General features: G+C 40.2%; 19 protein-coding genes and 1 other RNA gene. 13 read left to right on the forward strand and 7 right to left on the reverse strand.

The features are described from left to right. Window positions 1–293: 293 nt before the first annotated feature. Complete coding sequence (locus tag V7K25_RS27380) at window positions 294–842, forward strand: 3'-5' exonuclease (RefSeq protein WP_335162458.1); 549 nt, start codon at window positions 294–296, stop codon at window positions 840–842. A 243-nt stretch (window positions 843–1,085) separates the two neighbouring features. On the opposite strand, the gene V7K25_RS27385 is transcribed toward V7K25_RS27380, so the two are convergent. The 3 genes from V7K25_RS27385 to V7K25_RS27395 all read right to left on the reverse strand — a co-directional run bounded on the left by V7K25_RS27385 (window position 1,086) and on the right by V7K25_RS27395 (window position 4,834). Then, entirely contained in the window at window positions 1,086–1,475 is a 390-nt protein-coding gene (locus tag V7K25_RS27385) for a hypothetical protein (protein WP_335162460.1), read from the reverse strand. A 1,121-nt stretch (window positions 1,476–2,596) separates the two neighbouring features. Further along, a complete protein-coding gene (locus V7K25_RS27390) occupies window positions 2,597–3,940 on the reverse strand; it encodes a hypothetical protein (RefSeq protein ID WP_335162462.1) in 1,344 nt (447 codons plus the stop codon). 252 nt (window positions 3,941–4,192) lie between these two features. Beyond that, window positions 4,193–4,834, reverse strand: a complete 642-nt coding sequence (locus tag V7K25_RS27395) for a hypothetical protein (protein WP_335162464.1) — start codon at window positions 4,832–4,834, stop codon at window positions 4,193–4,195. A gap of 2,316 nt (window positions 4,835–7,150) precedes the next feature. Here V7K25_RS27395 and V7K25_RS27400 point away from each other — a divergent pair. From V7K25_RS27400 to V7K25_RS27420, 5 genes are all read left to right on the forward strand, one after another. After that, a complete protein-coding gene (locus tag V7K25_RS27400) occupies window positions 7,151–8,380 on the forward strand; it encodes a sedoheptulose 7-phosphate cyclase (RefSeq protein ID WP_335162466.1) in 1,230 nt (409 codons plus the stop codon). Between the two features lie 4 nt (window positions 8,381–8,384). Beyond that, window positions 8,385–9,218, forward strand: a complete 834-nt coding sequence (locus V7K25_RS27405; protein WP_335162468.1) for an O-methyltransferase — start codon at window positions 8,385–8,387, stop codon at window positions 9,216–9,218. A 159-nt stretch (window positions 9,219–9,377) separates the two neighbouring features. Next, window positions 9,378–10,406, forward strand: a complete 1,029-nt coding sequence (locus tag V7K25_RS27410) for a D-alanine--D-alanine ligase family protein (RefSeq protein ID WP_335162470.1) — start codon at window positions 9,378–9,380, stop codon at window positions 10,404–10,406. Between the two features lie 131 nt (window positions 10,407–10,537). After that, entirely contained in the window at window positions 10,538–11,917 is a 1,380-nt protein-coding gene (locus tag V7K25_RS27415; RefSeq protein ID WP_335162472.1) for an ATP-grasp enzyme, read from the forward strand. Between the two features lie 282 nt (window positions 11,918–12,199). Further along, entirely contained in the window at window positions 12,200–13,528 is a 1,329-nt protein-coding gene (locus tag V7K25_RS27420; protein ID WP_335162474.1) for an ATP-grasp enzyme, read from the forward strand. 91 nt (window positions 13,529–13,619) lie between these two features. Here the strand turns inward: V7K25_RS27420 and V7K25_RS27425 are convergent, their stop codons facing one another. Next, on the reverse strand, window positions 13,620–16,205 hold the full coding sequence (locus tag V7K25_RS27425; RefSeq protein WP_335162476.1) for a GAF domain-containing protein: 2,586 nt from the start codon (window positions 16,203–16,205) through the stop codon (window positions 13,620–13,622). Between the two features lie 919 nt (window positions 16,206–17,124). Here V7K25_RS27425 and V7K25_RS27430 point away from each other — a divergent pair. From V7K25_RS27430 to queF, 7 genes are all read left to right on the forward strand, one after another. Beyond that, window positions 17,125–18,468 carry a calcium-binding protein gene (locus V7K25_RS27430; RefSeq protein ID WP_335162478.1) on the forward strand — a complete coding sequence of 448 codons (1,344 nt, stop codon included), beginning with the start codon at window positions 17,125–17,127 and terminating at the stop codon, window positions 18,466–18,468. A gap of 466 nt (window positions 18,469–18,934) precedes the next feature. Then, window positions 18,935–20,380, forward strand: coding sequence for a PQQ-dependent sugar dehydrogenase (locus tag V7K25_RS27435; RefSeq protein ID WP_335162480.1), 1,446 nt, complete (start codon window positions 18,935–18,937; stop codon window positions 20,378–20,380). An 89-nt stretch (window positions 20,381–20,469) separates the two neighbouring features. Continuing rightward, window positions 20,470–20,736 (forward strand): YciI family protein, encoded by a 267-nt coding sequence (locus V7K25_RS27440; protein ID WP_335162482.1) that lies wholly within the window; start codon window positions 20,470–20,472, stop codon window positions 20,734–20,736. Window positions 20,737–20,774: 38 nt separating this feature from the next. Next, window positions 20,775–20,871, forward strand: an RNA gene (gene ffs, locus V7K25_RS27445) — signal recognition particle sRNA small type. Window positions 20,872–20,896: 25 nt separating this feature from the next. Then, the gene (locus V7K25_RS27450) at window positions 20,897–21,283 is read left to right on the forward strand and encodes a phasin family protein (protein ID WP_335162484.1); all 387 of its coding nucleotides are present in this window, start codon (window positions 20,897–20,899) and stop codon (window positions 21,281–21,283) included. A gap of 156 nt (window positions 21,284–21,439) precedes the next feature. After that, entirely contained in the window at window positions 21,440–21,838 is a 399-nt protein-coding gene (locus V7K25_RS27455; protein ID WP_335162486.1) for a hypothetical protein, read from the forward strand. A 69-nt stretch (window positions 21,839–21,907) separates the two neighbouring features. Continuing rightward, window positions 21,908–22,327, forward strand: coding sequence for a preQ(1) synthase (gene queF, locus V7K25_RS27460; protein WP_335162488.1), 420 nt, complete (start codon window positions 21,908–21,910; stop codon window positions 22,325–22,327). Window positions 22,328–22,571: 244 nt separating this feature from the next. Here the strand turns inward: queF and pstS are convergent, their stop codons facing one another. The 3 genes from pstS to V7K25_RS27475 form a co-directional block, all read right to left on the reverse strand. Continuing rightward, window positions 22,572–23,648 carry a phosphate ABC transporter substrate-binding protein PstS gene (pstS, locus tag V7K25_RS27465; protein ID WP_335162490.1) on the reverse strand — a complete coding sequence of 359 codons (1,077 nt, stop codon included), beginning with the start codon at window positions 23,646–23,648 and terminating at the stop codon, window positions 22,572–22,574. Window positions 23,649–23,861: 213 nt separating this feature from the next. Continuing rightward, on the reverse strand, window positions 23,862–25,259 hold the full coding sequence (locus V7K25_RS27470; RefSeq protein WP_335162492.1) for a cytochrome c biogenesis protein: 1,398 nt from the start codon (window positions 25,257–25,259) through the stop codon (window positions 23,862–23,864). Window positions 25,260–25,289: 30 nt separating this feature from the next. Beyond that, entirely contained in the window at window positions 25,290–26,030 is a 741-nt protein-coding gene (locus tag V7K25_RS27475) for a cytochrome c biogenesis protein CcdA (protein ID WP_335162493.1), read from the reverse strand. Window positions 26,031–26,193: the final 163 nt, after the last annotated feature.

The raw sequence follows: 26,193 nt of genomic DNA on the forward strand, positions 1-26,193 counted from the left end.
CTTCGGGGGTCATGCCTATGGTTTAAGTAAGTATTGTGTTCTCCCCATACTACACTCATGAATCAGTATTTCTGCAAAAATGGGATGCTCCCCTTCGTTGGGTTAAACCTTTTTCATCAATCTAAATTCCCTATGCCCCTAAATAAAAATATATAGGACTAATATTTGATTTATGAAAAAGCTCGGTACAGATCGAAAAGCCTAATTCCTTATTCCCTACTCCCCACTCCCCGCCCACGTAGATAATTTCAAAAATCAAATACGATTCCTATAATTTATTACTAATATCTAATATGGAAATTAAAATATCCCACTATTATTTAATCGTCGATCTAGAGGCTACATGCTCTGACAGTGGGACTATTCCCCGCCATGAAATGGAAATTATAGAAATTGGTGCAGTGATGCTCAATCGAACAACCTGGGAAATTGATTCCGAGTTTCAGCAATTCATTCAACCTGTGAGACATCCGCAACTAACAGGTTTTTGTACCGAATTGACTAGTATTATTCAGCCAGATGTTGACAAAGCACCAAAATTTATAGAGGCAATTTCTCGTTTCAAAGAATGGATTTATTTATTTCCCAATCATATTTTTTGTTCTTGGGGCAATTACGATAAAAAGCAATTTATTCAAGATTGCGCGTTTCATAATTTCCCTTATCTTTTTAGTTCCGAACACATCAATATCAAAGAGGAGTTTTCAGAATATCTTGGTGTGTCTAAAAAATTTGGCATGGCACAGGCTCTCAATGAGTTGGGGATAGAATTAAAAGGTACACACCATCGTGGCATTGATGATGCTCGCAACATTGCAGCTATCTATAGACAGATTAATTAAAACTAAGCTGAATAATGGGTAAGTAGTAACGTATCATCTTCAACTGTTGCGGTACATTAGGAAGATATAGCGCTTTCGGTACTTATCTCACTTGGTTAGTAATTCAACTTAATCAGGGTACAGCTAGATAAACGTGACGGAAAAAGACAAGCGATCGCTATCCGAACCAAGGCGTTACCAGCCACAGAACTTACTTAATATGTAACTTCTGTTACTCGTGCAATATCAAATTAATAATTCTATTTAGACAAAAGGATTTTTGGAGGAAGAATCTTTCTTACTGGGTGAATATTCAGAGCAATTCATCGCTTCTTCAGTGAGGACAATAGAAGGATTTACCGCACATTTTAAATAATGATTATTGGAATAAAAGCTACATTTTTTACAGGGAAGTTTGTGTAAAGATTTAGCAGGAAATACCATTTTATAATCTAAAAGTGCCTGGATTTTTCGCAATATTAGGAAAAAAACCATCCAACTAATTACAAAGCCAACAGGAGATAAAGATATTACTATATCAGTAATAGTTAATTCATGCGTTTGTGCTTTATCTTTCGTTGCTTCACTCACGATTACTTGATGTAAGTTACTATTGGTTGCTACATTTGTCGGCAACATTTGAGAATGATACATATTATTTACCTCTTCTATATGTCTTTAGTCTCTCGATTTTTACTAGCCAGTTTACTAACTAGTTATTTGGAAATATATCCTGACTATTACTGTGTCATCGAAATTAGGTTGACAACACTGTTTCTTTAGGAATATATAATCATTTATCGAGGAAGAGAATTCAGCATAATTTTATAAACAAGACTTGATTTTACCTAAATCGCGGCAAAGTTATAAATATTCCATATTAGAGATGTAAATATCAAAAAACTTTGGAAGATAACGATATTTAGGGTTTAAGTTTATTGATCTGTTTTTTAATAAACAAATCACTACACATTTTTCAGTAGATCAAGTTCTAATGTTTATAAGGGTTTAATTATAGGTTTAGCAAAATAAAACTTCAGTCATATCTGCCAAGAGTTTTGCTTATATTTTTAAGTTATATATCCAAGGGGAGAAATTAGATTATGGACTTACAACTAGATGTTTTTATGTTAAAATATATGCAAAAATACTTTTAAAAGTTTCTGAACATCAAACTCATGCGACTTTGTAAGTTATATTTATTACAAAAGTTTTGAATGCAATGATTTTGCATTGACAGCTTATCTAGTAGCGGGTTTTTGCTGAAGGTGGGGCTTTTGGAGTGCGTGTAAATGGCCCCATGCATTGGCAGTGATTAATTCTATTTTTTTAAGTATTTTTGCTCGAATTACTTGACAACTAAGGTCAGGGCTATTTCATTGTCTGTCATCTAGCCGTTATCTAGCCCGCCTCAGAATGAATTCTGAGTCGAATAGTGAAAGTTGTCTAAAGACGATTCTACCAGACCCTCCGCGAAAGGGTCTACATTTCTCAACCTAACCTACATTAGAGTTATTTTTTAGGCAAAACCTACGCAATATTGCCAGTTGCGTAAGTCCTGAATACTTTTACAAGCGAAGCGATCGCCAGGTAAATAGAATTGCACTGTAGGGGCACAGTATTACTCATACGTGTCAACAAAAGCCTAGAAATAGCTTAACTGTTGCTTCCTCACCCGCCTGGAATTTCAGCTCCAAGCAAGACATGACTTTTACCTTAAGTTGACACCAATGATCATAACTGTACCCTTACAGAAATTAAAGCTGCTGTAAGAATTATGAATTACGGATTTTTAAAGAGCGGTGTTTGTAACCGACTATGCATAGTAGAACAATTAGTAATAAAAGCGCTTTGATCATTGATGGCTCCACTACCTTCTTCACTTCGGTAGGGGTTTTAGGAGTAACATTACACGGAACCTCAATGATCTGTGTGTGATCGGGAGCATTACCACTGGGAGTCAGATCGCATTCGCCTGTGCTGGTGAGAGACAAAGGTGCATTTCCTGAAGAAACAGATGAAACAGATGCTTGAGCTGAAGAATTATCGCCATTCAGTAGTAGAAGCAGAATTAAAGCAAGACCCCCAATTCCGAATATTGGCCAGAGTGGAAAGGAATCAGGACTGTCTTGTACCAAAACATCTCCCATAGAGGCTGGGGAAGTATCAACGCCCATTACTTCTCCATCCAATGCTAGTGGATTATCACTCAGCAATATATCTCCTGGGATATCTTCTCCCAAGAGCTGACTAAATTCCTGTGGAATCGCGTTAATGGGACGTCCGAGTTCCCCACCATTTTCAGAGTATGGAAAGGATAGTACTTCAAAAATCCTCTGTTGGAGTTGGTTTGGATTTCCCGAATTCAACGCATTCAAGCCTGTAGAGATTTTATTCAAATAGAAATTCGTCATCTCTGGGGACAAACCTAAAGACTGAATCTGCTCCTTAATGTTGGGAATTTTTGAGGCTTCCTCAAAGAGTAGTCGTCCGTATGACAACTTCAAGTCTAGTAATCCATTACGGAGACTAACCGAGTTATTGGTTCCTGAGTATGGTGACCAGTAGAACTGTTTGGTTACAAGTCCGAGTCCTTCTACTGGATTCCGACCAACAGGTTGTCCAAGAAGGTATTGAGAACTATCCATGATTGCGGGGGATTGGTTTCTCCAAAATGAGGCGTAAGGCACCTCAGAAAGATTGGGATTGTTACCGTAAAAGCTAGCGAAATTCTGGAAGTTTTCTTCCCCACCAGCTGCTCGTATCAAGAGGTTTTGATAGCTAGTCCCCTCGTTTGAATCTAGTAATCGCTGAATTACCGATCCAGTTTTATTGCAGGTCAGACCAAATCCCACATCACATCCAGGAATGACTCGCATCTGGCTCAGATTCTGGTTATTGATTTGGTACTGGAGATACTCATACTCCAGTCCTGGTTGGATACCATAGCGTCCAATATTGAGCTGTGCAAAACTAGACTCACACATAGTAAGTACTACTGCAACAGATGAGAATACGATGGTCGCAAACCGAACCCCCTTTTCTACGCTCGCGTAGCGTGTCGCAGACAAACGCTCTACGAATGGCATTGCAATTCTTTGAACGATTGATTTAGGCAAGATGCACCTCCACTAAATGACAGCAATTTCATTGGTTGTTCACGCCCCTCTTTCAGTCCGTGGGGTTGATATTAATAGCTCCATAAATCCAATGGGTCGCAGCAAGATCGCAGACTCACCGAGTCTGCAAACAGCATTCCTATCCTTGTTAGCTAGGATTAGGGATTGGGAGAAAATTTCTTTACGAGTTGAGTGAGGTTTGAATCCCCATCTATACTCATTACACTCCCCACTCCCTACTCTCTAGTTCATTCAACTCTTAGGTAAAGAAATGTTGATTGTGATTCCGGTACCTTTGAGATTTCCTGATGAGAGCGTGTGATATAAGACCAATCCCCGGTTGGGTTGGTCGAAAAGAAATCCACGACGTGTAGGTTTGATTTTGCCTTCTTTTACTAAGGAGACAAAGGCTTCTAAATACCTGTGTATACCTTGACGGTTCTCTGGGCTAGTATTCGTATGACGCTTAATGAGCATCATAAAGAAGTCCAAACTACGATTTTCCTGTCCCTGAATCAAACTGCCTTCATCTAGAAAAGAACTTGCTATGAGCCTGCCATCAACTTGTTTAACCTTAAATAGGGTAAAGTAACGCCCTTCTTTTTTAGGATCGTTCACATAACAGACCCAAGAACCCTCTTGATTCTGTATAAAACCCTGTTCAGCAAGGTAAGAAAGCAAAGAATTACTTGCCTTGGTTTGTACTGGAGGTAATAAATTATCAATGGGATCTAAAGAGCAAATCTTCTGCGTTGTTTTCCGTAGAGAAGCAGCAAGAGTCTCCTGGGTATAGACTTGTGGTGTCTTGTCATTAGCCATTGCCATAGTAGACATCGTAGCGATCGCAGATATTTGGAGAGCGATCGCTCCAACCAAACGAACAATAATATTCATGTTTTTCCTGTTACTTTTGCTGACGTTGTTAAGAATCGAGTCATTACTAAATCAAGATTGATCTAGCAGTCCTAAATCATTTTTTAGATTTAAGTGTTTCCCTCATTTGGTCGAGGTAGCTTAAGTTTTCGACAATGAAATCGGGATTTTGTATAGGTAACTACCCACAAAGAGAAATCAATATCTAAATAAAACACACAATATTAATGTCTTCTTGACAAGACAAATTTGGCTTTTCGATATTTTTACATACACGAAAAACAACTGACTTAGTGTCTAAACTTTTATATTTACTCTTGTCTAATTTTTTGCCATTTCAAAAGGGTTTTATACGTTCTTAGCTAGCTCTAATGATTTATCAAAGAGGACTTTGTGAGCTATTTAGTACCTTATATAAGCGGAATTTTAAAAGCTCTGTGCTTGGCACATTGGCGCTTTTGTGGATTTCCTTGGTGGTTTAAATAATTTTTCTTTTTTGAAGGTAGCGCACCTAACTAACTGTTTCAGCATGTTTGAAACTTTATGTATAAAATAATATCTCCTGACAGTAAAATAATATTACCATGAGCTTGAGACATGCAACACTATTGTGGACAGTTGTCAAAGTTGTACACAGTGAATTGTAACTACCTCTTGATTAAATTTCATGGCAAATAGCTGAGAATCAAAATCAATTTACTTATACATTACTAGTATTTTAGAATCTAGTACCTTTGTTCTTAATCCAGTAAATCATGTTTTAAATAAAACTTTTTATTACTAAGTACAAATTTTACTATTTATAAATTTCTCCGCCGACTTAGTTAAGCGATCGCGGCAACTGGAATGATAAATTTAAGTTTAAATTGATACACAGACTGATTGCCAAAATCCTTAATTTGTTACAGCCTTCTGCTTTCTGAAGCATCCACTGTCGCTTCCGTAAGTCAGCAAAAAAATTTCAATATCAATATATGTATACATTCAGGCGTTGCAGAACGGTGAGATAAATTGGGGCAAGCTGGCGTTACACGGGAAGCAGGGGGAGAATTTTGGAAGTTGCTAAATCATCCTGCAACTATGCAACCCCAGCCAGTCTAGTAGAGATTTTGATTCTAAACAAGACTAATTTTGCAAAGCCTCGATAATATCACATTCAAATGAATTAATTTCATCTTCTCTAGAAAATATCTATCTTTCGACATACTTTTTAAAAAAATATTGTTATACAGTACACTTCGCATGGTGGATTGACTTAAATATATTTACATATGTTATGATTTCTATGGTCTAATGTTATGATTTGTGTTGCAATTTTAATTTACCATTTGGTAAATTATTAGCTAAATTAAGCTAAAATAGTCTAATTTAGAACTTTAAAGAGCAATTCAAGCAAACTTAGAAATTTTTAAGAGATAACCGTTCTTTAAATAAAGTTAAAGTTTTGTTACTAATAACTCAGATATTTTTAACTTCTGAATTTTTAGGAGTTACCAAAGTAGTTATGTTGAATACTAAGTATTAACTTGATTGAATGAAAAAAGAATTCTACTGCGATTCTGAATAGAGTGTAATGAGTCATATTCGTTTTTAACCATTTTATGTTTTAAGACTAAAACTAAAAAACAGCTAGCTGAGAATTAATCATGGCTGGAATCTAAAATGTCAACCTGGAGATAGATAATATGATTAGTTTACTAAAATAGGATTTTTGCAAAGTCTAATGGTTGGAAAGTTGCTAAAGATAAACATCGTGGAGTTAATAAAAATTCAGATAAACTTCCTAAAAGTCCACTGTTATTCTGAAGCAAATAAAATAAACGAGTTTAGCGATATAAGGTTTGATACTAATGGTAAAAAACAGCGAACTAACGATTAATCAGGGTTCTAATCTCAAATTTAAGCTTGGAGATCAACGATACAATAAGTTTTCTAGGCTAGAATTTTTGCGGAATCGTACAGTTGGAAAGCCACTAATAAACTATAGTGGAATAAATCTCAATTAAGATAAATTTTCCTCTCACTAAAGTCAATAATCTCGAAAGAAAGAATGCAAGTAAGTATTATGGCGAAATCTTGCTAGAGGGACTATTTGACTAGTTTAGAGGCTATCTTAAATTAGAGACTAGCCCACTTACAGAATTTACTCCAATGAATGATGTTATTTAATAACATTGCCAGTCAGAAATATAAGTAAGCTTTTTTATTGAAAGCTCATTTAATCATGTCTCTAATCTCAAACGATAAAGAGCATTATCTGTTGCTGGCATAGATTAGGGTAAATCGGAATTCTTACCGAAATCTCACAGTTTTTTAATTGGAATAAGGTCAACACACATGAATAAAGTTCAAGCATCATTTGAAGCTACAGAATCTGCGTTTCACGTCCAAGGTTACGAAAAAATCGATTTTAGCCTTGTCTATGTGAACGGTGCATTTGATATTAAAAACAGAGAAATAGCAGATAGCTATGCAAAATTTGGTCGCTGTCTAACTGTAATTGATGCCAATGTCCATGAACTTTATGGCGATCAGATCAAGTCATATTTTAGACACTATGACATTGAACTGACAGTATTTCCGATCATTATTACAGAGACAGCTAAAACCCTGGCAACGTTTGAAAAAATTGTTGACGCTTTTTCCGACTTTGGCTTAGTTCGTAAAGAACCAGTCTTAGTCGTCGGTGGTGGTCTAATTACTGATGTGGCTGGGTTTGCTTGCGCTTCTTACCGTCGCAAGAGTAACTACATTCGCATTCCTACCACGTTGATTGGTTTAATCGATGCAGGTGTAGCGATTAAGGTAGCAGTTAATCATCGTAAGGAAAAAAATCGCTTGGGAGCATATCATGCACCTTTAAAAGTGATCCTAGATTTCTCATTTTTGAAAACCTTGCCAACGGCTCAAGTTCGTAATGGGATGGCAGAGTTGGTAAAAATTGCGGTAGTTTCTAACTCTGAAGTCTTTGAACTGCTATACGAATATGGCGAAGAACTGCTTTCCACTCACTTTGGACATGTGAATGCGACACCGGAAATTAAAGAGATTGCTCATAAAGTCAACTATGAGGCAATCAAAACCATGTTGGAGTTAGAAACTCCTAACTTGCATGAAATAGACCTAGATCGCGTCATTGCCTACGGTCATACTTGGAGTCCTACTCTAGAATTAGCACCTCAGATACCCCTATATCATGGTCATGCAGTCAATATAGATATGGCTTTGTCTGCAACCATTGCAGCACAACGGGGCTATATTCCCACAGAAGAGCGCGATCGCATCCTAGACTTGATGAGTCGTATCGGTTTATCACTCGATCATCCTCTACTAGATGGGGATTTGCTCTGGTATGCCACCCAGTCTATAAGCTTGACACGAGATGGCAAACAACGCGCAGCCATGCCTCGTCCTATTGGTGAGTGCTTCTTTGCCAACGATTTGACTCGTGAAGAACTTGATGCTGCCTTAGCTGAACACAAACGTCTTTGTGCTAAATACCCCCGTGGCGGAAAAGGTATTGACGCATATATTGAAGATCAAGAAGCCAAGCTAGTAGGGGTGTGAAAATATGACGAGTGTTTTAGGACGAGAAACAGCTAGACCGATAACGCCACACAGCATCTTAGTAGCGCAGCTACAGCAAACCCTCAAATTAGCAGAAGAGAACAAGATTCCCGTAGAGATATTAGATTCTTTGCGGCAGGGTGTTCAATTAGCGGTGGGTTTAGATCCCTACTTGGATGATTACACCACCCCCGAATCGAGTGCATTGACAGCATTGGCGCAAAAAACCAGCATTGAAGACTGGAGCAAACGCTTCAGCGATGGGGAAACAGTGCGTCAACTAGAGCAAGAGATGCTCTCAGGACATCTAGAAGGACAGACATTGAAAATGTTTGTTCATATCACCAAAGCAAAGCGCATTCTAGAAGTAGGAATGTTTACAGGGTATTCAGCCTTAGCAATGGCAGAAGCATTACCAAGTGATGGGCAACTTATCGGTTGCGAAGTAGATCCCTACGTTGCTGAATTTGCTCAAGCTTGCTTTAGTGAGTCTCCCCACGGCGACAAAATTGTTGTGGAAGTAGCACCTGCCCTAGAGACACTCCACAAGCTGGTTGCCAGAAATGAAGTATTCGATCTGATCTTCATTGATGCGGATAAAAAAGAGTATGTAGAGTACTTCCAGACCATTTTGGATAGTAGCTTACTGACTCCCGACGGTTTAATTTGCGTGGATAACACGTTGTTGCAGGGACAAGTTTACTTACCACCCGAACAACGCACCGCCAACGGTGAAGCGATCGCTCAGTTCAACCGTATTGTCGCCGCCGATCCTCGTGTGGAGCAAGTTCTGTTACCCATCCGAGATGGTATAACGCTGATTAGACGAGTTGTGTAATCGAGAGATCAGCAGAGAAGTCTAAGCCTTGGCTTAAATTTCAGAGAGATGAAGAAGATAAGAAGGAATAATTTCCGCTTGCTTCCTCATCTCTTCTTAAGCTATTTTTTGCGATCGCAGTTGTTATACAAAATACAACAGTACTTAAGAAGATGAATCATGCCAGTACTTCGTATTCTTCATTTAGTTGGATCTGCATACAATGATTTTTACTGTCAGTTGTCACGCAATTACGCCGAAAGCTGTCTGCTAGCTACGGCAAATCCATCGCTCTATGACTTTCTGATTGCATACATCACAGTTGATGGCCAATGGCGATTTCCTTCCTCTCTCAGTCCAGAAGATATTGCTGTCGCTAAACCGATGCCTCTATCAGATGCCATACAGTTTATAACAGCGCAAAACATTGACCTTATGTTGCCACAAATGTTTTGTCTGCCTGGAATGACTGACTACCGGGCCCTATTCGACTTGCTTAAGATCCCTTATATAGGCAATACTCCCGATGTCATGGCAATAACGGCCCACAAAGCCAGAACCAAAGCAATTGTCGCAGCAGCAGGGGTGAAAGTGCCGAATGGAGAACTGCTCCGCCAAGGAGACGTTCCGACAATTAAACCTCCAGTAGTCATCAAACCCGCAAATGCCGACAACTCTTTAGGAGTGTCCTTAGTCAAAGAAAAGAGTGAGTTTGACGCTGCCTTGAAGAAAGCATTTGAATTTGCAGATGAAGTAATTGTAGAAACATTCATTGAAGCCGGTCGAGAAGTCAGATGCGGCGCTATTGTCAAAGATGGGGAGCTAATCGGTTTACCCCTTGAAGAGTATCAGATAGACGCGCAAACCAGACCCATTCGCAGCTATACTGACAAATTCAAAATTCCAATCGAGGGCGACTTGGATTCAACTGCTAAAAATTATGTCCCAGGTTGGATTGTAGATATTAACGATCCGATCGTCCAAAAGGTTCAGCAAGAAGTTAAAAAGTGTCATTTGGCTTTGGGCTGTCGCCATTATAGTTTATTTGACTTCCGAATCGACCCACAGGGACAACCTTGGTTCTTAGAAGCCGGATTGTTTTGTATTTTTGACCATAACGCGGTGATTGCCTGTACGGCGAACGCAGCCGGAATTCCTTTAAATGAGTTATTTATGACGGCAATCAATGAAGCGTTGAGCGCGATCTAATGTCCGGCAAATCACCTTTTTAGCTTTTTTCTGACTTGGAATAGCACAAGGTCTTCACTAGCGACAAGTAATAGAACTCGAATGTAGATTATTTGAGTCAACTAAGCATATATCATGTCACAATTACAACTATGAGGGAGAAGATTTTTGCCATATTCCAAAATTTGGGTACTCTTGCATTACTAGCGATCGCATTTCCCTTTAACTGCACCGTTGTACTTGCATCGCTGCTGTGGAATTTTTTCAGCCGATCGAATGCTAATCTTGTGGTTTTGAACAAAAATCCTAAAAATATCTTGATCGGTGGTGGTAGAATGACCAAAACCCTTCAACTGGCGCGATCGTTTCACGCTGCTGGGCATCGAGTCATTTTATTTGATCTTGACAAATACTGGTTTAGTGGTTATCGATTTTCTAACTCTGTGGCTGGCTTTTACATAGTTCCTGACTCGCAAGAAGACTTAGAAGGCTATACTCAAGCCGTGCGGGCGATCGCTAAAAAAGAAAACATAGATTTTTTTGTCCCGGTAGGTATTTTTGCTGCCAGCTACTTCGACTCGGAGCGCAAGCCAGTGTTATCAGGCTATTGTGAAAATTTCCACTTCGATGCTGATACAATGAGTATGCTGGATAACAAGTTTACCTTTGCAGAAATTGCCCGCTCAGTGTCGCTATCTGTTGCGAAAACCTTTCTAATTACAGATTCCGAACAAGTTCTTAAATTCGACTTTGCCAACGAAAAGCGCAAGTACATTCTCAAAAGTATTGTCTATGACTCTGTTTTACGCTTGGATTTGACTAAGCTACCAATGGAGTCTCCCGAAAAAATGGCGCTTCATGTTAAAAGTAAGCCAATTAGTAAAGATAACCCTTGGATATTGCAAGAGTTTATTCCCGGAACAGAATACTGTACTCATAGTACGGTGAGAAATGGTGAATTAACGGTACACTGCTGCTGCAAATCATCTGCTTTTCAAGTCAATTACGAAAACATCGATTGCCCAGAAATTAAAGAGTGGGTGAGTCATTTTGTCAAAGAACTACAACTGACTGGACAAATTTCTTTTGACTTCATTCAGGCGGAAGATGGAACGATTTATGCGATCGAGTGCAACGCTCGCGCTCACTCGGCAATTACAATGTATTACAACCATCCAGGTTTAGCGGATGCCTATCTTAGTAAAGAGCCTCCATCTGAACCTCTGCAACCCCTGAGTAATAGTAAACCTACTTATTGGCTTTATCACGAACTTTGGCGACTTAATGAAATTAGATCGTTAAAGCAGTTGCAAAAGTGGTTTAAAAATATTTGGCGAGGAAAGGATGCAATCTTTGAAGTAAACGACCCACTACCGTTCTTAATGGTACATCACTGGTACATTCCTTTACTATTACTCGATAGTTTGCGCTCCTTAAGAACTTGGGTGAGGATTGATTTTTGCATCGGCAAACTCATACAGTTTGGAGAAGACATAAAATATAAAACCTCTATCTCTGCAACCCCTGAGTGATAATAAGCCTATTTATTGGCTTGCTCACGAATGAAGACTTAATGAATTAAATCATTAAAAAGGAAGCAAGAGCAGGATCGCATCTCCTTGTCTCTTTAACGAACTTTGGGGGGTTTAAGTCCCCTGCCTCCACAGGCAGCGCGTTTTGGGTCGGGGTCTAAATCCCCGGACGCTCGCAGACTCGCTAACGCAAAACGTAATTGCGAATTGCGAATTGCGAATTGTTCTAACCTCTTCCTATGCACCAGCCACTGATTCCACTATCATGTCAAAATTCTAACTATGAGAAAGCATATTTTTGTAGTGTTCCAAAACTTGGGCACTCTTGTATTACTAGCACTGGCATTTCCCTTAAACTGCATTGTTGTCTTAACATCGCTACTGTGGAACTTTGTTAAGCAACCATTCGGTAAGTCAATTGTAGTCAACCCCAATTCCAAAAATATCTTGATTGGTGGCGCGAGAATGACTAAAACCCTTCAGCTAGCGCGTTCATTTCATGCTGCTGGGCATCGGGTTATTATAATTGACATTGAGAAATTCTGGTCAAGTGGTAATAAATATTCTAACTCTGTTGCAGGCTTTTATACCGTTCCCGATCCAAGCAAAGACTTAGAAGGCTATGTTGAAAGCCTACACGCGATCGCTAAAACAGAAAAGATCGACTTTTTTATCCCGGTAGCGATTTTTTCCGTCATTCACTACGATCGAGGCCAGCCACCATTACCAGACTTTGTAGAGTTTTTCCACTTCGATGCTGATGTCATAAAGATCCTGGATGACAAGTTTGCCTTTTCTGAAACAGCGCGATCGTTCGGTTTATCTGTCCCCAAATCCTTCAAAATTACCGATCCCGAACAAGTAATCAACTTTGACTTTTCTCAGGAGAAGCGCAAATACATTCTTAAAAGCATCCCCTACGATCAAATACGTCGCTTGAATCTCACCAAGCTACCTTGCGATACACCATCAGAAATAGCAGCATTTGTCAATAGTCTGCCGATCAGTGAGAAAAATCCTTGGATTATGCAGGAATTTATCCCTGGAAAGGAATACTGTACTCACACTACCGCGCGAGATGGAGAGTCAAGAATGTACTGCTGCTGTGAATCATCCGCCTTTCAAGTCAACTACGAAAACGTTGATCGCCCAGAAATTATGCAATGGGCGAGTCATTTTACCAAAGAACTGGGAAAAACCGGGCAACTTTCCTTTGACTTCATCCAAGCAGAAGACGGAACTGTTTACGCGATTGAGTGTAACCCCCGTACTCACTCCGCCATTACTATGTTTTACAATCATCCAGGAGTAGCGGATGCCTATCTTGGTAAAGAGCCTCTAGCTGAATCTTTGCAACCTCTTGCTGATAGTAAGCCAACTTACTGGCTATACCACGAAGTTTGGCGGCTGAATGAAATTAGATCGTTTAAGCAACTGCAAACCTGGTTAAGAAACATCAAGCGGGGGAAAGAAGCAATTTTTGAGGTGAGCGATCCCTTACCCTTCCTGATGGTACATCACTGGCAGATTCCCTTACTCATTCTCGACAACTTACGAAGACTCAAAGGTTGGATAAGAATAGATTTTAATATGGGCGAGCTTATAGAGTGATACCAATCCGCATCTAAAGCGTAATCTAGTATGCTCCACATTACCTTCTGGTACAAGCCCCAACTGAAAAGTCGGTGGGGCAGTTGACCAGTTATTTTTCCTGAAACGTCCACACACCTTCATCCCAATCTGATTCTGTTAGGGATGACTGTAACCAATGCTGACAACGCAATAGATGCAACATAGCAGCTTTGTCATAGTTATCAACTGCCAAAACTTTGGCAAACTCGGCTCTAGCAAAGGAAAACTGGCGCTTGAGGTAATACTCGCGCCCTTTGTGATAATGCTCAATTACTTGCAATTTTTCGCTTTCAATCGGGTTGGAACGCAAACCCAGTAATTCATATATGGCTACTGGTTCGTTTCTACCCTTAACACGAATGTAATCTAGTTCCCTAGCCCAAATCTGATCTTGGCATGGCTTAAAAGTGTTATCGCTAATAATAATATCGCAACCATATTGTTTACTGACACTTTCTAATCGAGAGCCAAGATTAACGCCATCGCCAATGGCAGTAAATTCCATCCGCTTACTAGAGCCGATATTCCCACTAATCACGGTATCAGAATTGATGCCAATGCCGATCTTGATTTTAGGCTTATCATCTCTATAGCGACGTTGATTAAATTCGTGCAGACGATGGCGCATTTCTAAGGCTGTTTGCACTGCCATCCAAGCGTGTTCTTCTAATGGTAAGGGAGAACCAAACACAGCCATGATCGCATCGCCGATATATTTATCAAGAGTGCCTTTATGTTTAAAAACTGCCTCCACCATTGATTCAAAATATTCATTAAGCATACTCACCACTTCTTCTGCTTCTAAGTTTTCCGTTAAAGTGGTGTAGCCGCGAATATCGGAAAATAAAATCGAAACTTCTTTACGATCGCCTCCTAGTTTAGCGTCATCTAATTTCAGCAATTCTTCGGCTAATTCCTGGGTCATGTAGCGGTACATCGTACTCTTGAGCCGCTTTTCATCACTGATATCTTCCATCACTACCAGCGCCCCCCGGACTTGCTCTTGATCGCTAGCATCAGCTATTGTGTTAATGGATAAATTGATACTGTGCTGTTCTGTACCAGTAGTTAGGAGTGTGCGATCGGGATAATATTGCTGGCGGCCTTTTAAGTCGGCTGCATGTAAAGCATCCTGATACCACTTGCTAAAGTCACCTTCTTTGATGCCGATCGCATCAGTAACTAATTTACCTTCTAAACGATCTTCTGCCTTCAGTCCTAGCATCCGCTTGGCACTTTCATTGGCGGCGATAATTAACCCGGCTTTATCAGTGGAAACTACTCCATTGGAAAGACTACGCAAAATATCCCGTTGCATTTGTTCTTGTTGCTTAACCGTGGCAAACAACTGGGCATTTTGCAGCGCTACTCCCGCTTGAATATTAAAAGCTTCCATAAACTCTTCATCGTTGCGGTCAAAGCTAGCTTGGAAGCAGTCAGGAGCTTTGGGCCAATCAACTGGATTATAAGGTGGAAAATCACCTGTTTTCTTTTTATTTACTAATTGAGTAACGCCAATCAGTTGTTGATCGGCGTTAAATACTGGCATACAAAGCAAGCTACAGGTGCGATAGCCATTTTGCTGATCGAGTTGTTTGGCAGTATCAGAATCAGGATGGTGGTACAAATCAAAGGCAATATTTAATTTCTTGCCAGAAGCCGCTACTATACCAGCAAAGCCTTTACCTACAGGGACTCGTAACTCCTTAGTTGAACTATCATCCTGGGTGATTTTCGTCCATAATTCATGGCGATCGCGGTCTATTAACCATAGTGTACTGCGATCGGCATTCATCAGTTCCTTGGCTTCATCCATCACCCGCTTCAGGGTGTCTTCTAAGTCGAGGCTGCTTTGAGATAGAGACTTGATCGCCTTCATCAGCGCCGCCACTGCTCTTTGTTTTTGAGTGGCTACATAAAAAGAGCGCGAGGATTCTAAAATGAGGCGAATCGATGGGGCAAATTCTTGAAATAATTGTTCGTCACCACAGATAAAACCTTTGGTATCAATGCGCTCTGCAAGTGGAACATCGGGATTATTCCCACATTTTAATTTATTCAATAATTGCACTACCGCAACTAACTGTCCATGTTCATTCAATAATGGCAAAGCCAGCATGGTGTAGGTGCGGTAGCCAGTTCTTTTTTCTTGTTCTTGGGCAAAATGCGATCGCGGATCGTTATAAAAATCAAAGGGAATATTAATAACTCGCTTGAAGGTGGCGACTTCCCCAGCAATGCCTTTATCGGCGGGGATGCGAATTTCTAAAGAGCGATCGCCCTCCCCCTCAGCCAGAATCGACCAGAGTTCTTGTTTTTCTTCATCCAATAAAAATATCGTCGTCCGGTCTGCCCCCAGTAATTCCCCGGTTTTCAAGGTAATCGAATGCAACATTTCTTGCAGAAGAGTTTCAAATCCCTGAGAATCCAGCATTGACAGGGTTTGATGAACAATCTGTAATTTTTGCTCGACATCCTGAACGACCTGTTTAAAAGTATCTTGAGTCAGAGGAGCAAGAAACGTAGAAAAAGTTCCTTGTCTTGTGGCAAGAGCACCCACAGGAGCAGAATTTGCTTGTAATTCGAGGTTTTCTTGGTTGTGAACACCAATAATTAAATCGGTGGTCTCCCCACAACTTCCTTGATACACTGACATAATAGGTTTTTTATATAGCAGAATGAGATTTTAAATGTAACAATGCAACTAAATTTATGTAAGTGGTGCTAAAAACAACAATTCCTTGATGTTATCCATAGTTTAATCGCTTGTTTAGCTAGCGTCATCCTGGGAAGCAAGGTGGAAGCCAATTACTTATGAACTACAGTACAGATGTAGTAATACCCAGAACCTTTGCTACCATTTACACATAAGTCTTGTGGGAATCGTCAATTTTGTATTGAGAAGAAGTCAGAAGCAAGCAGGGCTATTTCATTCTCATCACACCTTGAAAAGGCTTCTTCCCCAATCCCTACTCCCTGTATACGCAAATAATTTCAAAAATTAAAGCGGACTACTATATAAAATTTATGTAAAGCTTAAGTGTTATTAAGCTCGAAAACGTTCTTGACAATATATAACTTTAACTTATGTATTCTTAAATGTATTTCTTTAATAGAAAAATATTAATTTTACAAAATAACAACGATATTGAAACCTAACTTAACGAGAATATTGCATTTATCTGAAAAATATTGCAACTTTTTCTAAAAAAACAGGAAGTTTCAACACAGACTTAATTAAAATTTATAACCATTTTTAACAGTATTAGAAATCCAAAAGATTAAATTTTTAAGATTTGGTAAAGAAGTTGACGTAACTTTTAGTTCATGTTAATTAAGTAATTACAGGTAAGTTAAATATGGGAAAATAATTAAAATCAATTTTCACCCAATTTCTTACCATTTGCCTAATCAATAATTAACCAAATCAATAATTAATATTTTCTAAGTAATATTTGTATTAATTAGGTTAACAAAAATAACTGTATTTAAACTTACAGTTTTAAGTAATCTACATTGAACTTATAAAAAGTTCTGTGACTGAGGCCGAAGTTAGACATTTTAGGAATAATAATATGGCAGTTATTTTCGGCACTACAAATCCTGACACCAGAAATGGGACATCAGGAGATGATACGATATATGGTTGGGCTAATGGTGGTAATGCCAATAGTTTGTCTGGTAACGATACCCTAAATGGTGCAGATGGTGATGATAATCTATTTGGCGGGACGGGAAACGACAGTTTAATCGGTGGAATTGGCAATGACACACTTGATGGTGGCTTGGGTAGTGACAGCTTGAATGGGGGAGTAGGCGACGATACTTACGTCATTGACAGTGCTAGCGACACCATTACCGAGGCTACTAATTCAGGAATAGATACTGTCCGGTCTTCTGTCCCCTACAAACTGGGCGCCAATCTGGAGAACCTGAGACTGAGGGAAGGTAGCGCCATCAATGGGACAGGTAACAGTCTTAATAACATAGTATTTGGTAATACTTCTAACAACATTCTGAATGGGAGAGCAGGCGATGACACGCTAGATGGTAACAATGGCAATGATACCCTCAATGGTAACGAGGGCAATGATAGTCTACAGGGCGGGCCTGGTAATGATGTAGTCAATGGCGGGCCTGGAAACGACATCCTCATCGGTGTTTTCCCTGGTAGTCCCCTTTCACCTGGATTAGGGGAGACTGATACTTTAACTGGCGACGTTGGGCTAGATACATTTGTCCTTGGGGACGCTGCAAATGTTTTCTACGACGATAAAAACACTACGAATGCTGGTTTTGGGGACTTGGCTACTATTACTGACTTCAATACTAGTGAAGATAGAATAGAACTAAAAGGCTTGCCAGAAAACTACCGCTTGCAATCTGTTGGAGCCAATACACAAATATTTTTAGACAAACCTGGAGCAGAGCCAGATGAGATCATAGGTATTGTGCAAGGAGTATTAAACCTTAAACTTGAGAGTGACAATTTCCTTTTCTATGAGCCGGAAAATCCTGGACAAGCTACAAACAATACACTAGCTAGTGCTGAAAAATTAGGTTCTCTATCATCAGGCTTAGATGTTAATCTCTCAGGTGAGTTAGTAACAGTTCAACCGGGAGACAATCCCGATTTCGACTTTTTTACATTTTCTCTAGCAAATCCAGGGACTGTGACTATCACTGCGGCGACAACCGATGATACAGTTATCGGACTGTTTAACAATGCTGGAATTTTACTGCAAAGTGACGACGATAGTGGCCCTGACTTTGGATCATTAATCACCGCTTCATTGGGTGCTGGAACCTACTCAATTTCAGTGAGTAAATATGCTTTCTTCCCCCAAAATGGCGGAACTTTCTCTGGCTCTAGTGATAGCAACCCTGCTCCTTATACGCTAGAAGTCAGTTTGGCATAAGAACGTTGTTAACTCAAGGAATTACTGCATTATAAGGCTGATTGAAAGATACTCTTACTGCTAGTTAGAGAGATACGACCATGTGTCTCCCTTCCCTAACAAAAGACTATTTAGAAGCTAGTACAGCACGGTAAAAATAAATATACCATTTCAAATGGCACAAGAAGCTCGGAATACAATTATGTGGCAATACGCTTGGGTTAGCGCCAAAAACCTTGAAATGTGTAGGTTGGGTTGAGGAACGAAACCCAACATTTTCAGGGCTTTGTTGGGTTGCGCTTTGCTTAACCCAACCTACAATTTTCCTTAACCCAAGCGTATTGAATTATCTGGGACTTTTGAATTTTAACTTCCTCCTTGCGGTACTAGTACCCATTGCTCATTTCAACCCAGAATCTCTAAAATTGTTTCCTTTCTCAAAAATATTTAGCAACAAAAATCATTTGACTCTTTTATGAACGCAATAATGAATAGCATTAACTCATCCAACCAAAAGCAACGCAGATTTATTGGCAAGTTTGCTCTCAAAAGCTACTTTGTTGCTGCTAAAACGCTGTTATTTACAATAGTTCTATTAAATTATGGTGCAACTGGAGTAAATGCTGCACCTAAAGCCCTGCGTCCTGATATTCAGATTCGCAATATTACGAATACCTTATCAGTCTCTCCTTCTGTTCGGATTGTAAAAGATCCACGAAACAATACCCTCTATTACCTTAAAGAAAATGGTGACATTTATCGAGTCAATTTACGCTTGTCTAATAGTACACTTTTGTACACCTCTAGCGATCATAATCTAGGTGAGACTCAAGGTATGGCTATTGGCCCTAACGGCACAATTTATTTGGTGGGCAATGCAGACCTTGTGAATAACCAGACCAAAGGAATTATTGTTAAAGGCGAAATTAAGTCGGGTACAGAACAGCGCGTCTGGTCTATCTTAGCTAAAAGTGCAGGCTATCCCAAAAGCAAAACAGCCTATGACCATCGCTTCAACGGCGTGGTTGTTAGCCCGGATGGTAACTTTATCTATGTAAATAGCGGTTCTCGTACCGATCACGGTGAGGTTCAGTCTGTTAATGGGCTATATCCTAATACTCGCGAAGTCGGATTAACCGCCTGTATACTCCGTCTTCCTACTAATGGCAAAAATATTTTTCTTCCAAACAATCGAGCAGCTTTAAAGACAGCTGGCTATATTTTTGCAGAAGGAACACGTAATACTTTTGATATGACCTTTGCGCCCAATGGGGATTTATTTGGCACAGAAAATGGCCCGGATCGCGACATGTCAGAAGAATTAAATTGGCTTCGTCCAGGTGGTAATTACGGCTTTCCCTGGCGGATTGGCGGAACAGACAACCCACAACAATTTCCCAATTATGATCCTACCAAAGACCTTTTATTAAGCCCCAATTTTAACGCTGTCCAAAGGGGCTACTTTCGTAACGATCCAACCTTTCCAGCTCGGCCTATAAACTTAATTGAACCAATTCCTAATTTTGGGCCGGACGCAGACAATTTCCGCGATCCTCAAGATGGAAAAATCAAAGACGCTAGTGTTCTTGGGCAAAGTATAAGCACTTTTTCAGCACACCGTTCTCCTTTAGGCTTGGTTTTTGATACACAAGGAGTAATGAGTCCAGAATTCAACAGAGATGGATTCATGCTGAGTTTTACAACAGGCGACCCAACTGGCGAAACACTACCAGGCCCTTTTAAAGATGCTGGTCAAGACCTACTGCATTTAAAGTTAACTAAAGTAGGAAATACTAACTACAAATTGAATGCTACCCGCATTGTTGAAGGTTTTAGTAATCCCATTGACGCTGCGATTATCGGCAATAAAATTTATGTTATAGAATATGGTGGAAATCAAGGAATTTGGGAAATCACTATGCCAACTAAATGAAGCAGACTGAGGATTACAGTCTTACTTTTATAGTGCCACCCGAAGGTGGTTGAGGCAGAAAGTCCTTAGCAATAGGAGATAACAAGCAGATGCCTTGGTTTGTCAAGATTGAAGAAGGGAAAGTCGATAAACCTACCTTTGACCAATATGTACCTGCCCACAAAGCCTACATTCAGGATTTGATTGCTAAAGGACACAAAGCGCGAACAGGCTATTGGGCAGAGCAAAGAGGCGGAATGTTACTCTTTGAGGCGGCCTCAAAGGAGGAAGCAGAAGCAATTGTAGCTAATGACCCATTGGTGAAACACGGCTGCGTCAACTTTCAGCTTTATGAATGGCGGATTGTTATGGAATAACACACACATTACTGACTTTTAATGTTATGCTTTTAGAAGACCTGGATCTATGCGATCGCAACACCCAAATCTTGTCAGAACCGGAAGGTAGCAGCAACACGGGAGGCTTGTGATAGGCGTAGTCTCCGGGTCGCCCTATTTGTAGGAGCGGTCAGGGAGAATGGCTGGTTTTGGAGATATTGTTCAAAAAGCTTTTTACCTCGGTGTTGGATTAGCTTCTTACGCAGGTGAGAAAGCAGGGGGAAAATTAGCCGAAGTGCGATCGCAAGTCCAAAAACTGGCAGATGAAATGGTCGCAAAGGGCGAAATGAACACAGAAGAAGCCCGCCGCTTCGTTGAAGATATGATGAAGCAAGCCCAACAATCCCAACCATCTGCTGAAAGCTCTGAGAAAAGGCCTCCTTCAGAACCTCGCCGCATTGAAATTTTAGAGGAAGATGAAGAACCAACGGTGAAAGAGGGATCAAGTGATGATAACACGGAAAAATTACGGCAAGAAGTGCTAGACCTGCAAAACGAGTTAAAAAGATTGCAACGCGATCAATAAAAAAAATTGTTTGATCGAAATATTAGTAAGAAGTGGCAGTTTGACATGGCACTTCAGATAGAAACTTGATAAGATACATTGCTTAGTGTGTACTCTAGCTCTTTAAGCCAGAAAACACAAAGCGTCCTGTTTATAGCCTGCAAAGGTGTCAAGTTTATGGAACAGTGGCAAAAAGATTTAGTAGAGATCGTTGAAACAGTAGCTGATGAAGTAGAGCGTTTCTTCCTGGGAATGAGTGAAATGGTAGACGCTTTTTTTGAGCTAACGGAAGAAATCACCGAGCAAGTCCCTAACATTGCCATTGAAGTCGATCAGTATTTACAGGATTTGACTGAACCAATGTTTGAAGCTTACTGGGAACTGGAAGACATTGTAACAGATATAGATCCAGGTTTTCCTTATTCAGTTGAACCCACATCTGAAAAAAATCCTGCCTGTATTGGTTGTACTCACTACCACGGTCAAGTTTATAGTGGTAATTTGTTAGTTTGTGCCATGCATCCCCACGGTTGTGAAGATGAAAATTGTCCAGACTGGGAGAAGGAAGAGTATTGAGTGGGGAATGGGGAGTTAGGAATAAAATTACTAAAAGGGCGTAAAGATAAGTAAAATAACTAATGACAAATGACAACTGACAAATTATCTGAAAGTGTAACCCAGGCAAGCCAAGAAATGAAGTATGGCGAACGCGAGATTGCAGAAGGTAAACTAATTACCTTTCCGAATCCGCGTGTGGGGAGGCGATATGACATTAGCATTACTTTGCCGGAATTTACTTGTAAATGTCCTTTTTCTGGTTATCCTGACTTTGCGACAATTTACGTTACATATATACCTGATGAACGAGTAGTGGAATTGAAGGCGCTTAAACTTTACATTAACAGTTACCGCGATCGCTATATTTCCCACGAAGAATCTGCCAATCAAATTTTGGATGATTTTGTAGCTGCTTGCGATCCGTTGGAAGCCACTGTGAAAGCAGATTTCACGCCTCGCGGTAATGTACATACCGTGGTTGAAGTGCGTCATCATAAGCATCCATAATAAAAACTTTGGCTTGTAGTGAGGACTAAAGTCCTCTCTACGAGACGCTAGGCGAATAAAATCAGGACTTTTTACTCAGGTTGATCAAATAACGCGATCGCCTACTCTAAACTAAAAAATAGTAGTCTGTCTCATTAAATTTGAGGGATAAGGGAACGAACCGCAGAGGCACAGAGAACGCAGAGAGGAGAAAGATTCTAAAACTTGGAATACTCTAAGCATTGTTGACTTGACAGACTATTAGTTATTCTCCAATCTTCTTTGCAGCAGATTGCACTTGAAGCACAACTTTTTGAGACAAAGGGATATATCCCAGTTCCAAACTGGATTTTTGTCCGTCAATCACAGCCCAATCAATAAAGTTTTTCAGCGCTTGAGCTTTGACTCGGTTTGGATATTGGTGATAAGTTAAAAGCCAGGTGTAAGTAACGATGGGATAAGACTGGGCATCTTTAGGATCGGTGATAAAAGCAATCAAGTTATCAGCGGGTAATTTCACTGCCTCTAAGGTTTCAGCTACAGATTCTGGTGTCGGTGTAATATAATTACCAAATTTATTTTCCAAAGCAGCCATAGGAAGTTTATTTTGTTTGGCGTAGACGTATTCTACATAGCCAATAGCTCCTGGAATCTGTTGAATTAAGGCGGTGACACCTTCGTTACCTTTTCCACCAATTCCTACTGGCCATGCTACAGATTTACCTGCTGCAACTTTGCTTTTCCATTCTGAACTTATCGCACTTAAATGTTGCGTAAATACACTTGTAGTCCCACTACCATCAGTTCGGTGTACAACCTGAATCGGTAAATTGGGCAAATTTACCCCTGGATTAGCTGCGGCTATTCTGGGATGATTCCAATTCGTAATTTTTCCGAGGAAGATATCTACGTAAACTTGGCGTGGTAGTTTTAAACCAGTTGACAGATTGACTTGAGGCGACTGGTGTAATTTGGCAAGGTTATAAGCTAGTACAATAGAACCGGCAGTTATGGGTAAAGCGATCGCTCCCCGTTTTATCTTAGCTGCTTGTTCATTTGTAATTCCTACATCACTAGCTGCAAAGTCCACAGTACCTTCAATGAGTTGTTGCACTCCAGCACTGCTTCCTATCGCTTGATAATTAATTTCTATATTGGGATTTTGCTGGTTATAATCTGAAAGCCAGCGTTCGTACAAAGGTGCGGGAAAACTTGCCCCAGCACCTACAAGAGAAACACGGTTGATGTTTCGATTATTGGCAGTGCAAGAAGCAATATTCAACAAGATAGCAATTAACGGTAGAAGGTAAACGCGTCCCTTGAATTGAAGTTGAGCAGACATAGAAATCTTTTTTTCCAATATTTAATAAATACCTCTAGTAATTTTCCAATTTGTAGCTGTGGAAGTGGCGTAATTAATTGTAAATAACTTTGAAATGCATAGATACGCATAGGCTAACGCAAAAGAACGCAAAGTAATCCTCTGCGTTCCTCTACGATTTCCTTCTCTGCGAGACGTTGCGCGAACGCTAATTCGAATGCGCCCCTAAAGTGTTTAAACTTCAATCGCCGCCTCTTTCTCCTCACCTTTTGGCTGTGAACTCAGCCGATCTAAAATCTCCAAAACCTCTTGTTCAAAAGCAACTTGGGCGCGATTAGTTTTGCCACCCACATACAAGCGATCGCCTTTTTGTAATGCCCATATTTGCGAGTGAGAAAAGTAACTCATCACCACACCCAGCATTAGTAAACCAAACCCTGAGTAAACAATTGGTATACCTGGATCGGCTTTTATTTGTAAGCCAGTGCTGCCAATGATATCCAGAATTTTCAGCTTTACGCCATTTACTTGAGTGGACATCCCAGCGCGGACAGTATCAACGAGTTTGCCTGTGGGATCATAAATTAGTACCATCCCTTGCAAGTCTTTGGCTAATAAAGAGACACCCTCACTCAAATCCGGTTTCGTAGGAACCCACGTTCCCCAAATGCGCCCTTGGCCGTTGGTATTCAATTGCGCCATTGGTAGCTGAAAAACCGGGCTATTGTTAAATTGGACGCGAACACCCGCAATTCCCCAATCAGTTTGGTAGAAAGTGATGCCATGATAGCGCAGAGGCTCGTTGACAAAAATCTTTTTGTGGTCAATTTCCTCCCCCTGCTTATTCAAGACAGACATATCCGAATAAAATTGATCGATGCCGCCAGATGGTGTATAGTCAATCCAAAAACGATTGACGCGCACAGACCAATCTTTCGAGATTTTTGCTGCTAAAGGGCCAGCATCGACAATATTTGTCACTTGAAATGTATCGCCACTAGCAACCATTTCCTGAGCCAAAAACCCAGTCATCGCCCCCCAAATTCCCCCGATAAGAATAGCTACGATGCCAATATGAACAATAATTGGCCCAATGCGTCCGACTATTCCTTTACGGGCGTATAGGAGATTTTCTTTTTCTTGATCTGGAAAAATTTTATAGCGACGTTTCTGTAATATTTGGCTGAGAGAATCGAGGGAACCAGTATCTAGTTCTGCACTTAAAGCTAACTTTTGAAATTGCCGTGGTTCGTCGTAATATTTCCAGCGCTGGGCTGCTTTTAAGGCTGGTAACTGTCGGGTAAAAGAACAAGCAGTTAAGCTAGTACCAAATAATATCAGTAATGCTAAAAACCACCAAGTACGATATACATGGTCTAACCCAACTACCTGAATTACCTTCCAAGTTAAGAAACCAAATAAAGCTGGATGTTCTGGGTAGTTAGCCTGGTAAAATGCGGGTGATTGACCTTGCTCAATTACAGTACCAGTAGAGCTAAAGATTGCAATCAATAGCAGTAGTGCGATCGCTAGCCGTAAGTTTGTCAGTACAGGCAAAAGCTCTTGCCGTAAGAACTGCCCAGGTACTGCCCACCATTTTAATTCTTTCGATGCTGAATCTTCTAAAGTCATTATGTGTAAAATCTAACAAAGGTATTGATATTAAAAACTGCCAAGGGGAATTCGAGAAATTAAAGAAAATACACCGAATCCTACTAACAGCGCCCCGCTAACTGGGTTAATCCAACCAGACCAGCGACGCAATTCTAGTAACTTTTTAATTGAAGCTGTAAAAGTACCTGCCAAAATCAACGGTGCTACATAACCGGCTGTGTAAGAAAGTAGCAAAACAGCCCCTAAAATTAAGTCTTGTGTATTGGCAATCCAACCCAACAAACTAGCTAAAACAGGCGTGCTACAAGGGGATGCGACTAAACCGAAAGTCAGCCCCAGTAAATAAGAACGCAATCCTGCTGGTAAATCTTGCGAAATCCAATTCGTTTCGCCCAAGGATGGAAATTGCAGAGGTAGTGCTTCTAATAAGTTCAGCCCCATGAGAATGGCGATAATGCTGACGATAATCGGCAAACCAATTCCCACTTGACCGTAGACTTTTCCTACCAAACCTGCTATGATACCAAGCCCGGACAAGGTAGTTGCTAATCCTAAAGCAAACCAAGTTGATTGGGCAGCTGCTTGCAAGCGGCTTTTAGCTTCATAGCCGCCGATGTAACCAATAGTAATTGGCAGCATAGAAAGCATACAGGGTGTAAGACTGGTAAGCAAGCCAGCAGCAAAGATGATAGCAACACTCACCACGCTAAGGTGTGTGAGTTGGTTAGAAACGAGGCTGTTGGCAAATTGTTCGAGTTGGTAAACTTGGGTTTGCAGGTTATCAAGCATGGGGAGTTTTTGAGCGGGAAATGCTTACTCTGCTTGAATTTTAGCTTATTTTTCGTTTGGGAGTTAGCAGAACGTAAATTATCCAAACTTAATATCATCTAAATTTCATCTGCCCAAGGAAATGTATCTAAAATACAATTAAGCTCGAACTAGATTTGAAGAA

The sequence above is a fragment of the Nostoc sp. genome, from assembly GCF_036919495.1.
GTDB lineage: Bacteria > Cyanobacteriota > Cyanobacteriia > Cyanobacteriales > Nostocaceae > Nostoc.

Excerpts from the sequence above, each read along its gene's own strand:
- V7K25_RS27380 (WP_335162458.1), top strand. The coding sequence starts at position 294 with ATGGAAATTAAAATATCCCACTATTATTTAATCGTCGATCTAGAGGCT.
- V7K25_RS27385 (WP_335162460.1), bottom strand. The coding sequence starts at position 1,475 with ATGTATCATTCTCAAATGTTGCCGACAAATGTAGCAACCAATAGTAAC.
- V7K25_RS27395 (WP_335162464.1), bottom strand. The coding sequence starts at position 4,834 with ATGAATATTATTGTTCGTTTGGTTGGAGCGATCGCTCTCCAAATATCT.
- V7K25_RS27400 (WP_335162466.1), top strand. The coding sequence starts at position 7,151 with ATGAATAAAGTTCAAGCATCATTTGAAGCTACAGAATCTGCGTTTCAC.
- V7K25_RS27405 (WP_335162468.1), top strand. The coding sequence starts at position 8,385 with ATGACGAGTGTTTTAGGACGAGAAACAGCTAGACCGATAACGCCACAC.
- V7K25_RS27410 (WP_335162470.1), top strand. The coding sequence starts at position 9,378 with ATGCCAGTACTTCGTATTCTTCATTTAGTTGGATCTGCATACAATGAT.
- V7K25_RS27415 (WP_335162472.1), top strand. The coding sequence starts at position 10,538 with ATGAGGGAGAAGATTTTTGCCATATTCCAAAATTTGGGTACTCTTGCA.
- V7K25_RS27420 (WP_335162474.1), top strand. The coding sequence starts at position 12,200 with ATGAGAAAGCATATTTTTGTAGTGTTCCAAAACTTGGGCACTCTTGTA.
- V7K25_RS27425 (WP_335162476.1), bottom strand. The coding sequence starts at position 16,205 with ATGTCAGTGTATCAAGGAAGTTGTGGGGAGACCACCGATTTAATTATT.
- V7K25_RS27430 (WP_335162478.1), top strand. The coding sequence starts at position 17,125 with ATGGCAGTTATTTTCGGCACTACAAATCCTGACACCAGAAATGGGACA.
- V7K25_RS27435 (WP_335162480.1), top strand. The coding sequence starts at position 18,935 with ATGAATAGCATTAACTCATCCAACCAAAAGCAACGCAGATTTATTGGC.
- V7K25_RS27440 (WP_335162482.1), top strand. The coding sequence starts at position 20,470 with ATGCCTTGGTTTGTCAAGATTGAAGAAGGGAAAGTCGATAAACCTACC.
- V7K25_RS27450 (WP_335162484.1), top strand. The coding sequence starts at position 20,897 with ATGGCTGGTTTTGGAGATATTGTTCAAAAAGCTTTTTACCTCGGTGTT.
- V7K25_RS27455 (WP_335162486.1), top strand. The coding sequence starts at position 21,440 with ATGGAACAGTGGCAAAAAGATTTAGTAGAGATCGTTGAAACAGTAGCT.
- queF (WP_335162488.1), top strand. The coding sequence starts at position 21,908 with ATGACAACTGACAAATTATCTGAAAGTGTAACCCAGGCAAGCCAAGAA.
- pstS (WP_335162490.1), bottom strand. The coding sequence starts at position 23,648 with ATGTCTGCTCAACTTCAATTCAAGGGACGCGTTTACCTTCTACCGTTA.
- V7K25_RS27470 (WP_335162492.1), bottom strand. The coding sequence starts at position 25,259 with ATGACTTTAGAAGATTCAGCATCGAAAGAATTAAAATGGTGGGCAGTA.
- V7K25_RS27475 (WP_335162493.1), bottom strand. The coding sequence starts at position 26,030 with ATGCTTGATAACCTGCAAACCCAAGTTTACCAACTCGAACAATTTGCC.